This is a genomic window from Brevundimonas sp. EU05-FHT14B11 (genome assembly GCF_058790835.1).
The window spans coordinates 1,346,238-1,359,478 of record NZ_JBYTCY010000001.1; the positions used below are offsets into that span (position 1 = coordinate 1,346,238).

Annotated in this window: 15 protein-coding genes; 11 read left to right on the top strand and 4 right to left on the bottom strand. The window is 69.2% G+C overall.

The window, feature by feature from the left end; genetic code table 11:
• Positions 1-22 precede the first annotated feature (22 nt).
• The 6 genes from AC3WRV_RS06720 (at position 23) to AC3WRV_RS06745 (ending at position 6,282) form a co-directional block, all read left to right on the top strand.
• Positions 23-1,264, top strand: a complete 1,242-nt coding sequence (locus tag AC3WRV_RS06720; protein ID WP_492312616.1) for a putative DNA modification/repair radical SAM protein — start codon at positions 23-25, stop codon at positions 1,262-1,264.
• Positions 1,264-2,697, top strand: coding sequence for a UdgX family uracil-DNA binding protein (locus AC3WRV_RS06725; protein WP_492312617.1), 1,434 nt, complete (start codon positions 1,264-1,266; stop codon positions 2,695-2,697). The genes AC3WRV_RS06720 and AC3WRV_RS06725 overlap by 1 nt, the downstream gene beginning before the upstream one ends.
• Before the next feature lie 118 nt (positions 2,698-2,815).
• On the top strand, positions 2,816-3,931 hold the full coding sequence (locus tag AC3WRV_RS06730) for an ABC transporter permease (RefSeq protein WP_291838416.1): 1,116 nt from the start codon (positions 2,816-2,818) through the stop codon (positions 3,929-3,931).
• On the top strand, positions 3,928-4,713 hold the full coding sequence (locus AC3WRV_RS06735; RefSeq protein WP_291838419.1) for an ABC transporter ATP-binding protein: 786 nt from the start codon (positions 3,928-3,930) through the stop codon (positions 4,711-4,713). Before AC3WRV_RS06730 ends, AC3WRV_RS06735 begins: the two co-directional genes overlap by 4 nt.
• Positions 4,714-4,726: 13 nt before the next feature.
• Positions 4,727-5,665 (top strand): MlaD family protein, encoded by a 939-nt coding sequence (locus AC3WRV_RS06740; RefSeq protein ID WP_291838421.1) that lies wholly within the window; start codon positions 4,727-4,729, stop codon positions 5,663-5,665.
• Positions 5,662-6,282 carry an ABC-type transport auxiliary lipoprotein family protein gene (locus tag AC3WRV_RS06745; protein ID WP_492312618.1) on the top strand — a complete coding sequence of 207 codons (621 nt, stop codon included), beginning with the start codon at positions 5,662-5,664 and terminating at the stop codon, positions 6,280-6,282. The genes AC3WRV_RS06740 and AC3WRV_RS06745 overlap by 4 nt, the downstream gene beginning before the upstream one ends.
• On the opposite strand, the gene AC3WRV_RS06750 is transcribed toward AC3WRV_RS06745, so the two are convergent.
• On the bottom strand, positions 6,279-6,797 hold the full coding sequence (locus AC3WRV_RS06750) for a TetR/AcrR family transcriptional regulator (protein WP_492312619.1): 519 nt from the start codon (positions 6,795-6,797) through the stop codon (positions 6,279-6,281). The genes AC3WRV_RS06745 and AC3WRV_RS06750 overlap by 4 nt on opposite strands.
• Before the next feature lie 151 nt (positions 6,798-6,948).
• Between AC3WRV_RS06750 and AC3WRV_RS06755 the strand changes: the two genes are divergently transcribed.
• Both AC3WRV_RS06755 and AC3WRV_RS06760 read left to right on the top strand, forming a co-directional pair.
• Positions 6,949-7,578, top strand: coding sequence for a hypothetical protein (locus AC3WRV_RS06755; RefSeq protein ID WP_492312620.1), 630 nt, complete (start codon positions 6,949-6,951; stop codon positions 7,576-7,578).
• Positions 7,575-7,931: a VOC family protein gene (locus AC3WRV_RS06760; protein WP_291838432.1), complete on the top strand. Its 357-nt coding sequence runs from the start codon at positions 7,575-7,577 to the stop codon at positions 7,929-7,931. Before AC3WRV_RS06755 ends, AC3WRV_RS06760 begins: the two co-directional genes overlap by 4 nt.
• Here the strand turns inward: AC3WRV_RS06760 and AC3WRV_RS06765 are convergent.
• From AC3WRV_RS06765 to AC3WRV_RS06775, 3 genes are read right to left on the bottom strand one after another with little or no spacing between them, the layout of a single operon-like run.
• Positions 7,928-8,773: a hypothetical protein gene (locus tag AC3WRV_RS06765; protein WP_492312621.1), complete on the bottom strand. Its 846-nt coding sequence runs from the start codon at positions 8,771-8,773 to the stop codon at positions 7,928-7,930. The two genes, AC3WRV_RS06760 and AC3WRV_RS06765, sit on opposite strands and share 4 nt — an antisense overlap.
• A gap of 51 nt (positions 8,774-8,824) precedes the next feature.
• A complete protein-coding gene (locus tag AC3WRV_RS06770; protein ID WP_492312622.1) occupies positions 8,825-9,478 on the bottom strand; it encodes a 3-oxoacid CoA-transferase subunit B in 654 nt (217 codons plus the stop codon).
• 2 nt (positions 9,479-9,480) lie between these two features.
• Positions 9,481-10,185 (bottom strand): CoA transferase subunit A, encoded by a 705-nt coding sequence (locus AC3WRV_RS06775; RefSeq protein ID WP_492312623.1) that lies wholly within the window; start codon positions 10,183-10,185, stop codon positions 9,481-9,483.
• Positions 10,186-10,801: 616 nt separating this feature from the next.
• Here AC3WRV_RS06775 and AC3WRV_RS06780 point away from each other — a divergent pair.
• The 3 genes from AC3WRV_RS06780 (at position 10,802) to AC3WRV_RS06790 (ending at position 13,241) form a co-directional block, all read left to right on the top strand.
• The gene (locus AC3WRV_RS06780) at positions 10,802-11,827 is read left to right on the top strand and encodes an SAM-dependent methyltransferase (RefSeq protein WP_492312624.1); all 1,026 of its coding nucleotides are present in this window, start codon (positions 10,802-10,804) and stop codon (positions 11,825-11,827) included.
• Between the two features lie 13 nt (positions 11,828-11,840).
• Positions 11,841-12,254 carry a DUF2177 family protein gene (locus tag AC3WRV_RS06785; RefSeq protein WP_492312625.1) on the top strand — a complete coding sequence of 138 codons (414 nt, stop codon included), beginning with the start codon at positions 11,841-11,843 and terminating at the stop codon, positions 12,252-12,254.
• A 108-nt stretch (positions 12,255-12,362) separates the two neighbouring features.
• Positions 12,363-13,241 carry an SGNH/GDSL hydrolase family protein gene (locus AC3WRV_RS06790; protein WP_492312626.1) on the top strand — a complete coding sequence of 293 codons (879 nt, stop codon included), beginning with the start codon at positions 12,363-12,365 and terminating at the stop codon, positions 13,239-13,241.

A 13,241-nucleotide genomic window follows, 5' to 3' on the forward strand; every position in this document is an offset into this window, starting at 1 on the left:
CTATGGAACATAGAGTGAACAAATGGCTCAACTTGATCTCCGTAAGAAGCTCTCCATCCTCGCCGACGCGGCCAAGTATGACGCCAGTTGCGCGTCCTCGGGCACGTCGAAGCGCGACTCCGTCGGCGGCAAGGGGATCGGCTCGACCGAGGGCATGGGCATCTGTCACGCCTACACGCCGGACGGGCGGTGCGTGTCCCTGCTCAAGATCCTGCTGACCAATTTCTGCATCTACGACTGCGCCTACTGCATCAACCGGGCGAGCTCGAACGTGCCCCGGGCGCGCTTCGATGTGCGGGAGGTCGTGGACCTGACGCTGAGCTTCTACCGGCGGAACTACATCGAGGGTCTGTTCCTGTCGTCCGGCATCATCCGGTCGGGCGACTATACGATGGAGCAACTGGTCCTGGTGGCGAAGACGCTGAGGGAGGAGCATGACTTCCGCGGCTACATCCACCTGAAGCTGATCCCCGAGGCGGACGAGCGGCTGATCGCCGAGGCGGCGCTGTACGCCGACCGGCTGTCGGCCAATATCGAACTGCCGCGCGACGAGGCCCTGCGGCGGCTGGCGCCCCAGAAGGACGTCGGCGTCATCAAGAAGGCGATGGGGCAGGTGCGGCTGGGCGTGGAAGCCGCCAAGCCAAGCCGGCGCGAGCGGGTCAAGGCGCCGAAGTTCGCGCCGGCGGGCCAGTCGACCCAGCTGATCGTTGGGGCCGACGGCGCGCCGGACACGGAGATCATCGACCGGTCGGCGTCGCTCTACGGCGGCTACGGCCTGCGCCGGGTCTACTATTCCGCCTTCAGCCCGATTCCGGACGCGTCTTCCAGCCTGCCGCTGTCGAAGCCGCCGTTAATGCGGGAACACCGGCTGTATCAGGCCGACTGGCTGATGCGGTTCTACGGCTTCTCGCCGCCTGAAATCGGAGAGGCGACGACGGACGGGATGCTGGACCTGGCCATCGATCCGAAACTGGCCTGGGCCCTGAACCGGCGTGAGCAGTTCCCGGTCGATGTGAACACCGCTCCCCGCGAGAGCCTGCTGCGCGTGCCGGGGCTGGGGGTGAAGTCGGTGGACCGAATGATCTCGGTACGGCGCTACCGGACCCTGCGGCTGGAAGACGTGGCGCGCCTCTGTCGAGGCATCGACAAGGTGCGGCCCTTTATCGTGACCCTGGACTGGACGCCGGGCGGGCTGACCGACGCCGCCGACCTGCGCGCCCGGATCGCGCCGGATCGGAAGCCCGTGCAGATGAGCCTGTTCTGATGCGCGTCGCGGCCCTGGCGGGCGAAACGGACTTTGACGGCTGGCGCAAGGCGGCGCGGGCCTTCCGCGCGGCGGGCGTGCGGCCCGAGGATGCGCGGTTCGAGGTGGCCGGGGCGGCGCAGGCTGATCTTTTTGCTCCCGCTTATCCCGGCTTTCTCAGGGATGAGCGGGAATTTGTGGTCCCTCGGGCCTTCGTCGATCTGGCCGGGAACGTCATCCTGCATCGGTCCGCCGACCGGTTCGATCTGCTGTACCGGCTGCTGTGGCGGCTGCAGCGCGAACCGGACCTGATGAAGGTCGTCAGCGACCGCGACGTCGCCGACGCCTTCGAGCGGGCCAAGAACGTCAGCCGCGCCAGCCACAAGATGAAGGCCTTCGTCCGCTTCCGGCTGGCCGAGGACGACCGGGGAGAGGCCTGGGTCGCCTGGTTCGAGCCGGCGCATCGGGTGGTGGAGAAGACCGCGCCCTTCTTCGCCCGGCGCTTCTCGTCCATGCGCTGGTCGATACTGACGCCCGACGGCTCGGCCTTCTGGGATACGCAGGCCATGACCTATGGTCCGCCCGCCACCCGGGACATGGCGCCGGCCGAGGACGAGGTCGAGGAGTTCTGGAAGACCTACTACGCCTCGACCTTCAATCCGGCGCGGCTGAAGACCAGGACCATGCAGGGGGAGATGCCCAAGCGGTACTGGGCCAATCTGCCGGAGGCGGCGCTGATCCCGGAACTGGTGGCCGCGGCGTCGGTTCGGACAGACGCCATGGTCGCCGCGCCCGCTCCCGAACCCAATGTCCGCCTGGCCAAGACGCTGTCGCGGATGAACCGGGACCATGCCTTCGAGGAGGGCTTCGTCCCGTCCGATCTCGAAGAGCTGGGTCATGCGGTGCAGGCCTGCCGCCGTTGTCCGCTGTGGCGGGATGCGACGCAGGGGGTCTGCGGGCAGGGGCCGAACCGGGCGAAGCTGATGATCGTGGGTGAACAGCCTGGGGATCAGGAGGACCTGGCCGGGCGGCCCTTCGTCGGCCCGGCGGGGCAGGTGCTGGACGCCGCGCTGGAGGAGGCGGGGATTGATCGCGACGACGTCTTCGTCACCAACGCCGTGAAGCATTTCAAGCACGAGCCCCGCGGCAAGCGGCGCATCCACAAGACGCCGGCGGTCAGCGAGGTGAGCGCCTGCCGGTGGTGGCTGGACGCCGAGCGGCGGCTGGTGAGGCCCAGGGTGATCCTGACGCTGGGCGGGACGGCGGCGCTGGGCGTGCTGGGCCGCAAGGTGGCCGTGACCACGGAGCGGGGGCGGCCCATGCCGCTGCACGACGCGACGGCTCTTCTGACGGTCCACCCTTCCTATCTGCTGCGGATTCCCGACCGTGAGGCGGCGGCGAAGGAGCGGGAGCGCTTCGTGGCCGACCTGAAAAAGGTCCGCGGCCTGCTCTGAGGCGTAAACGTTTGAAAGCGTGGCTGAACGAATACGGCCGCGTGGCGTTATGATGGGCGCCGCAGCTTTGCCGTAGAGCAGGCATAGGCAAGCGCCACAGGGCGATTTAGGTAGGGGCATGGCCGCAGCGGATTTCCAGATCGACGACGGCGGACCGGGTCTGACCCTGCGTCTGACCGGCGACTGGACGGCGACCGAGCTGGGCCGCATCTCGCGCCGGCTGGACGACGGGCTGAAGGGCCGCGAGATCACGTCGGTGGACCTGACGGATCTGGGCCGGTTCGACACCGCCGGGGCGCTGGCGATCATTCAGGCCGGGCATGCCCAACTGCCCGCATCGGCCTGGGCCGAGCGTCCGGAGGTCGGGCGCACCTACGCCATGGTCGAGAAGCTGGAGCGCGACAGCGCCGGGCCGCCGAAGCGGTCGCCGGGCTGGATCCGGACCTTCGCCAAGATCGGGCGCGGGATGCACGACATCCTGGCCGAGGCGACCCTTTCGATGGCCTTCCTCGGACGGCTGGTCACGGCCACGGGTTCGACGGCCAAGCACTGGGACAAGATCCGCTGGCCCGCCTGGTTCAGCCAGGGCGAGCGCGCCGGGCTGGACGCCATCCCGATCGTGGCGGTCACCAACTTCTTCATCGGCGCCGTCATCGCCTTCCTCGGTGCCAACCTGCTGACCCAGTTCGGGGCCGGGGTGTTCACGGTCCAGCTGGTCGCGGTGGCGACCCTGCGCGAACTGGCGGTGCTGATCACGGCCATCCTGCTGGCGGGCCGCTCCGCCTCCTCCTTCGCGGCCGAGATTGGCTCGATGCGGATGAACCAGGAGGTCGACGCCATGCAGGTGATGGGGGTGAACCCCTTCCAGGCGCTGGTCATTCCGCGTCTGGCCTCGATGATCGTGATGCTGCCCATCCTGACCTTCGTCGGCATGCTCGCGGGCCTCCTGGGCGGCCTGCTGGTGACGTGGAGCCAGCTCAGCTACGGCCCGGCCTTCTTCGTCCAGCGCATCAGCGAGGATCCGATGATGGGCACCCATCTGATGGTCGGCATGGTCAAGGCGCCGGTCTTCGCCATCGTCATCGCGGCCATCGGCTGCCGGCAGGGCATGGCCGTGGCGGGCGATGTCGAAAGCCTCGGCCGCCGGGTCACCGCGGCGGTGGTGCAGGCGATCTTCGCCATCATCTCGCTGGACGCCGTCTTCGCCCTGATCTTCCTGGAGCTGAACCTGTGACGGCTTCCCAGACCGGCGCGCCGGAAAAGCTCATCGAGGTGCGCGGACTGCTGAGCCAGTTCGGCGACCGCACGATCCACGAGAACCTCGACCTCGACGTGGAGCGGGGCGAGGTCCTGGGCGTGGTCGGCGGCTCGGGCACCGGCAAGACGGTGCTGCTGAACACCATCATCGGCCTGAAGGAGCCCGAGGGCGGCACGGTCAGCATCCTGGGCCACGACCGCGCGACGCTGACCAAGGCGCAGGAGGCCGACGTTGAGCGGCGCACCGGCATCCTGTTTCAGCAGGGGGCCCTGTTCTCGTCGCTCAGCGTGCTGGACAACGTGGCCTCGCCCCTGGTCGAGCACACCCACCTGTCGCGCGAGGTGATCCGCGAACTGGCCGAGATGAAGATCGCCATGGTCGGGCTGGGGCCGGAATCGCACCATCTGAAGCCTGCCGAGCTGTCAGGCGGCATGCGCAAGCGGGTCGGCCTGGCCCGCGCGCTGGCGCTGGACCCGGAGCTGCTGTTCCTAGACGAGCCGACGGCCGGGCTGGACCCCATCGGCGCCGCCGCCTTCGACGACCTGATCCGACAGCTGTCGAACGATCTGGGGCTGACGGTGTTCATGATCACCCACGACCTCGACAGCCTCTACGCCATCACCGACAAGGTTGCGGTGCTCGCCGACAAACATGTGGTCGCCAAGGCCACGGTCCAGGAGTTGGAGAAATCCGACCATCCCTGGATCAGGGAATACTTCCTGGGGCCGCGCGGTCGCGCTGCCGACAGGGCCGCTTGAGGAGAGCGGGAATATGGAAAGAGACGCTCACTACGCCGCCGTCGGCATCGCCACCATCGCCCTTCTGGCGGCGCTGGCCGTGTTCACGATCTGGCTGGCCCGCCTGCAGTTCAACAGCGACTATGATCTCTATGACATCGTCTTCTACGGCCCCGTGCGTGGGCTGTCGGAGGGCGGCGAGGTGCATTTCAACGGCATCCGCGTCGGCGAGGTCACCGACCTGAAGCTGGACCCGAACAAGGGCGACCAGGTCATCGCCCGCATCCGGGTGGACGCCACCACCCCGGTGCGCGTGACCAGCCGCGCCCAGCTGGAGCCACAGGGCATCACCGGGCTGAACTATATCCAGATCACGGCGGGCGACCCCAACAGCGCCAAGCTGAAGGAACAGTACGCGGCCAATTCGGTGCCGGTGATCCAGAGCCAGCCGTCGCCGATCGCCGAGCTGCTGAGCGGCTCGGGCACGGTGCTGGCCCAGACGGTGGACGCACTGAACCGGATCAACCGCGTGCTGTCCGACGACAATGTGCGCAGCTTCTCGACCAGCCTGAAGAACATCGAGTCCCTGACCACCGAACTGGAAGCCCGCAAGGGCATGCTGGAGCAGCTGGAGCAGGCGCTGACCCGCGCCAACGCCGCCGTCGGCGAGTACGAACAGCTGGCCATCAGCACCCGCCGGGTCGTCGAGGGCGATGGGGCGAAGGCCGTGGCCAACGTCAACGCCGCCGCCGAGGAGGCCCGCGAGGCCGTGGCTTCGATCAACCGTTCCGCGACCAGCCTGGAACGGCCGCTGGGCGACTTCGCCACCACCGGCCTGCCGCAACTGCAGCAGTCGATCCAGCAGCTCGACGAGGCGACCCGCTCGCTTCAGGCCCTGATCGACGACGTGCGGGCCAGCCCGCGCGAGTTCATCTCGCGTCCGCAATCCCGTGAACTGGAGGTTCAGCCGTGATCCGTCTCCTGAAAGGCGCCGCCGCCCTGGCCGCCGTCGCCACGCTGGGCGGCTGCTCCCTGCTGTCGACGCCGGAACCGGCCCAGCTGTACCGCTTCGGCAATCTGCCCTCGGGCGTGAACGAGCAGGAAAGCCCGGCCTCGGCCGTGCAGGTGGCCATGCGCCGGCCCGAGTTCGCCCAGGCGGTGCGCGAGGACCGCATCCTCGGCGTCACCGGCACCGAGGCGGCCTACATCAAGGGCGCGCGCTGGGTCAGCTCAGCCGACATCCTGTTCAGCGACTCGCTGGAGAGCGCCTTCGCGGCGCAGGCCACGCGGGTGCGGCTGGTCGGGCCGCGTGAACTGACCCGCGCCTCGCAGGCGCTGGACATCGACGTGCGCACCTTCGAGGCCCGCTATCACACGCCCGGCGCCGCGCCTGTGGTGACCATCATCGCGCGGGTGCGCCTGCTGAACACCCAGGAGCGGACCGTGGCGGCGGAGCGTGTCTTCACCATCGAGCAGCCGGCCGGAGAGAACCGCATCGGCGCCATCGTCGCCGCGTTCGATACGGCGGCGCGGGACTTCAACACCCAGGTCGTCGAGTGGACGGACCAGAACGCGCGGGCGGCGGCCTAACGCCCGAGAAGCCGGCGGGCGAGCATCTCCGACGAGCAGGCGACCTCACCCGCCAGCCACATCCGCAGCATGGCCAGCGCGCCGGCGGCCGCCCCCATGGCGACCAGCGCCCGGGGCGGCGCATCCGCGTCGTCGCCCGGCAGGCGGGCCTCGATCATGGCGGCCAGCTTGCGCTGCAGCTTGATCGCCAGCGGCGGCTCGAACAGCATCCGGCCCGCCGCGCGCTGTTCCCAGACATGGTCCAGCATAAAGCGGACGGAGCCCAGGTTGCCACGGCCTGTCGCTGCGTCGGCTAGCGGATTGAACAGGGGTTCGATGACCGCGACGAGGACCTCGTCCTTGTTGCGGAAATGCTCATAGAAGGTCGAGCGGCCGACGCCGGCCGCCTCGATGACGTCGGCGGTGCGGATCGCGCCGTAGCGGCGGCTGAACAGCAGGCCGACGAAGGCGTCGGAGATCGCCTTGCGGGTCCGCTGGATGCGGCGGTCGAGATCGCGGGGCGACGGCTGATCCATGACCGGACGATAGCCACGGACGGACCCCGGGTCACGGCGGCGATGGCGGACAATCCGGCCTGATCGTCCGGAAGCGGACATCGGGGCGGGTTCGTCTCTCGCCTTCCCGGATCGCCTTGCCCAGACCTGAGGCGTCGAACGGGAGGGCGGAATGGATATGAAACGCGAGGCGCGGCAGGCGGGGACGCTGATGCTGGCGGGGACGGGGGCGTCGGTGATGCTGATGCTGCACCACCCGACATCGCTGCGAGGTCCCGATGACGGCCTGCTGCTGGGGGACTGGAGCAACGCCGGGGTGCATGGGGGGATGATCGTCTGCCTGATGCTGATCGGCCTGGGCGGATCGACCGTGCCGCGCTGGTTGGGCGAGACGCATCTGTCGACGCGGGCGGGGCGGATGGCGTTCACGGGCGGGATCTCGGCCCTGATCGCCGCGGCCCTGGTCAACGGCTTCGCGGCGGAGCGGCTGGCGGGGCAGGCGGCGTCGGGCATCCAGTTTCCGGTGCTGGCCGCGCTGAACCAGACGTTGGCGGTGTTCGGCATGCTGATGGTCGCGGCGGCGATGGCGCTGTGGGCCGTCAGGATGCTGCGGCTGGACCTGATCGCGAAGGTCGCCGGAGGCGTCGGACTGGCGGCGGCGGGGCTGGCGGCCGGCTGGCTGGTCCATGGCGGCGGGGCCTTCGGCCTGCTTCCGGCGACTGTCGCGGCGGGGGTGTTTGCGGCATGGTCGGCGCTGACCGCCGCCTGCCTGCTGCGCGGTCCTTCGGAGCCGAACGCATGACCGACGAGCACCATGTGGCGGCCATCGTGCCGTGCCGCGACCTGGAGGCCAGCACGGCCTTCTACCGGCGGCTCGGGCTGGAGGTCGTCAGCGACTACGGCGACTACCGGCTGCTGTCGGACGGCAGGGGCTGGCGCCTGCACCTGAACGAGACGCCGGGGTGGCCGGCGCGGGTCGAGGACAACGCCCTGGGGCTGTATCTGTACGTCGAGGACGTGGACGCGGTGGCCGAGCGGGTGCGCGAGCTGATCCTGAACGACGACCAGCCCCGGCTGAAGCCGTGGGGGACCTATGAGTTCGCGGTCAGCGACCCGAGCGGGACCCTGGTCCGGATCGGACGCGTGGCGGACTAGAGCCCCTGCCTTAGTCCCGCCAACCGGACTTCCACCTCGGCGCGACGGGCGCGGGCGGCGGTGATGCCGGAGAGGGCGCGGTCGATGCGGGCCAGCAGGTCGTCGCGGGGCCGCAGCAGGCTGTCGCGGTCGGGGCGGACCTTCTTCGGGCGGCGGCCGGACAGGCCCAGGGCCTCCTTCCAGTCATCGCGCCAGGCGGCGGCGCCCTCGGCGCAGGGCTTCAGAAGGTCGGCGAAGCGGGCGTCGGCGTTCTGGGCGTTGCGGAGCAGGGGCAGGGCGGCGACGGCGGCGCCCCGGCAGGCGTCCAGCGCGGCCTTGCGTTCGGCCAGCGGATGGGCGGCGTCGCCCTCCACCGGCGCCTGGCCGGTCAGGCGGCGGGCGGCGGCGGCGAGGTGGACGTCCAGGTCCACGACCGCGTCCCGCACGTCGGCCCAGACGCCGTCCAGGGCGCTGGAGCGACGGCCGACGCCCTCGATCCAGCCGGTCAGGTCGCGGGCCACGTCGTCGACGGAGGCGGCGGTGCGGGCGTAGGCGGCGCGGAAGCGCTTCAGGCGGCCGCCCCGGCTATCGAACAGGCCGGCCAGTCCGCGGCGCGGCTCCAGCGCCTCGGGCCGCAGGTCCGCCAGCACCGAGCGGGCGTGGGTCAGCCGGGCGTGGGCCTCGGTCAGGTCGCCGGTGCGGGCGGCGGCCAGGGCGCGCTCGATCTTCTCGACGGCTCCGGCGCGGACCGGCTCGGCGAAGGCGTGGGCCTGTGCGTCGTCGAAGGCGTCGTGGATCGCATCCACCCGCGCGGCGTCCGGCGCGGGCGCATTGCCCAGCCAGCGATAGGCCCCGTCCGCCATAAGCTTACTCCCACCCCAAGCGGTTCTGTGTCCGCCTGGGTGAAAGGTTAACTACGACTTCAGGCCCGCGGCAACGGTGTAGCCGGCCTCGGTCTTCGACGCGACTTCCTCGAGGGTGACGCCGTCGGCCAGTTCGATCAGTTCGAGGCCCTTGCCCTCCGGCTTGACGTCGAAGACGCACAGGTCGGTGATGATGCGGCTGACCACGCCCGTGCCCGTGAGCGGCAGGGTGCAGGCCTTCAGGACCTTGGACTGGCCGTGCTTGTTGGCGTGATCCATGACCACGACCACCCGCTTGACGCCCGCGACCAGGTCCATGGCGCCGCCCATGCCCTTCACCAGCTTGCCCGGGATCATCCAGTTGGCGATGTCGCCGTTCTCGGCCACTTCCATGGCGCCGAGGATGGACAGGTTGATGTGGCCGCCGCGGATCATGGCGAAGCTGTCCGAGGAGCTGAAATAGCTGCTCTCGGGGATCTCGGTGATGGTCTGCTTGCCGGCGTTGATGAGGTCGGCGTCGACCTCGTCATCATAGGGGAAGGGACCCATGCCGAGCATGCCGTTCTCGGACTGCAGGGTCACTTCCATGCCGTCCGGAATGTAGTTGGCGACCAGGGTCGGGATGCCGATGCCCAGGTTGACGTAGAAGCCGTCCTGGAGCTCAAGCGCGGCGCGTTCGGCGAGTTGTTCGCGGGTGCGGGCCATGATTATGCAGTCTCCCGCTGACGAATGGTGCGCTGTTCGATGCGCTTCTCGGACACGGTCTGGACGATGCGGTCGACGTAGATGCCCGGGGTGTGGATGTGGTCCGGGTCGATCGAGCCGACGGGGACGATTTCCTCGACCTCGACGACCGTGACCTTGCCCGCCGTGGCCATCATCGGGTTGAAGTTGCGGGCCGTCTTGCGGAAGACGAGGTTGCCGCGCTCGTCCGCCTTCCACGCCTTGACGATGGCCAGGTCGGCGACGAGGCCGGTTTCCATGACGTAGTCACGGCCGTCGAAATTGCGGACCTCCTTGCCTTCGGCGACCAGGGTGCCGACGCCGGTGGCGGTGAAGAAGGCCGGGATGCCCGCGCCGCCCGCGCGGATGCGCTCGGCCAGGGTGCCCTGCGGGTTGAACTCCAGCTGGAGCTCGCCGGCGAGGTACTGGCGCTCGAACTCCTTGTTCTCGCCGACGTAGGACGAGATCATCTTGGCGATCTGCTTGGTCTCGAGCAGCTGGCCCAGGCCGAAGCCGTCGACGCCGGCGTTGTTGGAGATGACGGTGATCCCCTTCACGCCGCTGTCGCGCAGGCCGGCGATCAGCTTCTCGGGAATACCGCACAGGCCGAAGCCGCCGGACATGACGGTCATGCCGTCGAACGTCAGGCCCTCAAGCGCGGCGTTGGCGTCGGGGAAGATCTTCCGCATCGCTTCCTCATGTTTTCACTGTCTGATGAATATCGACAGCCTTTGATCGTCCCTAACGCGGGGGGAGGAGCGGAGCAAGGGCGCCGAACCGCGCGGCGCGAGACGCGAGCCCGTGGGACCCGGAGCTCGCTGCGCGCCCCGGGATGACGATAGCCATGAGAATGCCGGGCCAGACGCCGCTTCATCGTCGCCTTCGGCCCTCGCGGAGGGTCCGGCGGCGGTCGGAATCGCGCGCGGAGGTCGGCGCGGCCGGTGCGAGAACTTTTTCCGCCGGTTCAGAAAAAGTCGAGTGCGAAGAGTGCGGACAGTCCGGGCGCACGCTGTCGTCCAAGACCCAGTTCCGGACCGTCCCGGCCCTGATGCGCGCGGCGAATCTGAGCGCCCGCAAGGCGCGCTTCACGGCCCGGCCCCAACGGACGGCGTCCCGAACACGGCCGCCGCGGACGGCGGTGGAGACCCGGGCCGCGGCGACGCGATGGATCGTGCGCAGGTCCCGGGGGCCGTCGTCGGGGAGGAGATCGTGGATCATGGCCCGCAGGATGACACGGCCATGCGTCAAGGATGGACGTACCCTCCGCACCCGCATCCAAACTTCGCCGACCGGCGTATCCCGTGCATGAACATCGCCAACGCCGCCATTCGTCACCTGCAGGACGCGCCGTTTCCGGACTTCGTGACGCGGCCGGCCATCGACAGCCTGGTCAGCGAGGCGCGCCGGCGACTGGATCGGGAGGGACCGCATGACGAGGCGGCGTTCGCGCGCGACATGGCCGCCCGCGCCATCGCCGAGCACGCGGACGCGGCCAACGATCAGCACTATGAGCTGCCGCCGGAGTTCTTTCAGATATGTCTGGGCAAGCGGCTGAAATACTCGTGCTGCCTGTATCCGGACGCAACGACCACGCTGGATCAGGCCGAGGAACTGGCGCTGTCGCAAACCTGCGCGCACGCCGGGCTGGAGGACGGGCAGGCGGTGCTGGAGCTGGGCTGCGGCTGGGGCTCGCTGAGCCTGTGGATGGCCGAGCGCTATCCGAACAGCCGGATCACGGCGGTGTCGAACAGTCACGGCCAGCGCGGCCACATCGAGGCGCAGGCTAAGGCGCGCGGGCTGACCAATCTGACGGTCATCACCTGCGACATGAACGACTTCCAGACCGACGGCCTGGTCGACCGGATCGTGTCGGTGGAGATGTTCGAGCACATGGCCAACTGGCGGGCGCTGCTGACGCGGGCGAGGGGGTGGCTGAAGCCGGACGGGCGGATGTTCGTGCACATCTTCACCCATCGCGACGCGCCTTACCGGTTCGACCACACCGACAGCGGCGACTTCATCGCCCAGCATTTCTTCACCGGCGGGGTTATGCCCAGCCGGGGCCTGATGCGGCAGTTCCCGGACCTGTTCGAGGTCGAGCAGGAGTGGACCTGGAACGGGGCGAACTACCAGCGCACCGCCGACGACTGGCTGAAGAACATGGACGCTCAGCCCGAGCGGGTGATGGCGCTGATGCGCGAGACCTATGGCGCGGACGCCGCGCTGTGGAAGCGGCGTTGGCGGCGGTTCTACATGGCCACGGCGGGCCTGTTCGGAAACGACGGCGGCGAGACCTGGGCGGTCAGCCATTACCGCCTGAAGCCGGCCTGATTGGAGAGATGCGATGCTGAAATATGTGTTCGCCTATCTGGGCGCGGGGCTGACGTTCGCGGCGATCGACGCGGTCTGGCTGACGACGATGACGGACCGGCTTTACAAGCCCGTTCTGGGGCCGATCCTGGCCGACAAGCCGGACATGAAGGCGGCGGTGGCCTTCTATCTGATCTCCATCGGCGCGACGGTGTTCCTGGCCATCGCCCCGGCGCTGAAGGAGGGGAACTGGACGCGGGCCCTGATCAACGGCGCCGTGCTGGGCTTCGTCTGCTACGCCACCTACGACCTGACCAATCAGGCGACGCTGGCCAACTGGTCGATGAAGCTGACCCTGATCGACCTGGCCTGGGGGACGGTGCTGACGGCGACCTGCGCCACGGTCGGCTATTTCGTGGCGCGGTGGGCGGAGGGGCGCTGGGGCTGAGTTCGGGGCGCCGGTTAACCTTTTTCTTCGCGCCACGCGGGCGCGTGGTGGCGGGCCGCCGCCGATAGGGTAAAAGGCTGGCGAAACGGAGTTCCGGGGGACGACGCGTTGAAGGTCGGCATCAATGCACTGACGGCGGTGTTCGTGGTCGGCGTGGTCGCCGGCCTGGCGCTGACGCCTGACGGCCGCGAATGGATGCGCCGTCCGACCCTGCTGCTGGGCGGACAGGCGTCGGCCTCGGCGCCGCCGTCGGCCGAGGCCGAGACCGCCTCCGTCGTCGCGCCGCCCGCACCCGCGCCCGCCGCCGTGGCGTTGACGCCGCTGAGCGCCCGCCTGGCCCAGGGGGCGCTGCGGATCGGGGTGTTCGGCGACTCCATGGCCGACGGCCTGTACGCGGGCCTGTACCGGGACCTGCAGCACACGCCGAATGTCTCGGTGACCAAATTCTCGCAGGTCTCGACCGGGCTGAGCCGCTACGACTTCGTGGACATCCAGGCCAAGACGCGCGGCCAGCTGGACGCCCAGCCGATCGACGCGGCCGTGATCCTGTTCGGCACCAACGACGCCCAGGGCATCGAACTGGACGGCCAGATCCACGCCTTCGGCACGGACGGATGGAAGGCGGCGTACGCCAAGCGGGTCGACGACCTGGTGGCCCTGCTGCGCAGCCGCGATGTGGCGGTCTACTGGGTCGGCCTGCCGCGCATGAAGCGCGAGAGCTTCGACGGACGGATGGCCCTGATCAACGGCGTCGTGTCCGAGCGGATGCGGGCGCTGGGCGTGCCCTATATCGAGACGACGGCCCTGACCTCGAACACAAACGGCGGCTATGAGGCCTATCTGCCGAACGCCGCGGGCAAGCGCACCCTGATGCGGGCCAACGACGGCATCCACATGTCGATGGCCGGATACCTGCGGATGAGCGCGCCGGTGGCCGAGCGGCTGAAGCGCGACGCGGGTCTGACCGCGCCCTCGCCCGCGGCCTGA

Excerpts from the sequence above, each read along its gene's own strand:
- AC3WRV_RS06720 (WP_492312616.1), top strand. The coding sequence starts at position 23 with ATGGCTCAACTTGATCTCCGTAAGAAGCTCTCCATCCTCGCCGACGCG.
- AC3WRV_RS06725 (WP_492312617.1), top strand. The coding sequence starts at position 1,264 with ATGCGCGTCGCGGCCCTGGCGGGCGAAACGGACTTTGACGGCTGGCGC.
- AC3WRV_RS06730 (WP_291838416.1), top strand. The coding sequence starts at position 2,816 with ATGGCCGCAGCGGATTTCCAGATCGACGACGGCGGACCGGGTCTGACC.
- AC3WRV_RS06740 (WP_291838421.1), top strand. The coding sequence starts at position 4,727 with ATGGAAAGAGACGCTCACTACGCCGCCGTCGGCATCGCCACCATCGCC.
- AC3WRV_RS06750 (WP_492312619.1), bottom strand. The coding sequence starts at position 6,797 with ATGGATCAGCCGTCGCCCCGCGATCTCGACCGCCGCATCCAGCGGACC.
- AC3WRV_RS06755 (WP_492312620.1), top strand. The coding sequence starts at position 6,949 with ATGGATATGAAACGCGAGGCGCGGCAGGCGGGGACGCTGATGCTGGCG.
- AC3WRV_RS06760 (WP_291838432.1), top strand. The coding sequence starts at position 7,575 with ATGACCGACGAGCACCATGTGGCGGCCATCGTGCCGTGCCGCGACCTG.
- AC3WRV_RS06765 (WP_492312621.1), bottom strand. The coding sequence starts at position 8,773 with ATGGCGGACGGGGCCTATCGCTGGCTGGGCAATGCGCCCGCGCCGGAC.
- AC3WRV_RS06770 (WP_492312622.1), bottom strand. The coding sequence starts at position 9,478 with ATGGCCCGCACCCGCGAACAACTCGCCGAACGCGCCGCGCTTGAGCTC.
- AC3WRV_RS06775 (WP_492312623.1), bottom strand. The coding sequence starts at position 10,185 with ATGCGGAAGATCTTCCCCGACGCCAACGCCGCGCTTGAGGGCCTGACG.
- AC3WRV_RS06780 (WP_492312624.1), top strand. The coding sequence starts at position 10,802 with ATGAACATCGCCAACGCCGCCATTCGTCACCTGCAGGACGCGCCGTTT.
- AC3WRV_RS06785 (WP_492312625.1), top strand. The coding sequence starts at position 11,841 with ATGCTGAAATATGTGTTCGCCTATCTGGGCGCGGGGCTGACGTTCGCG.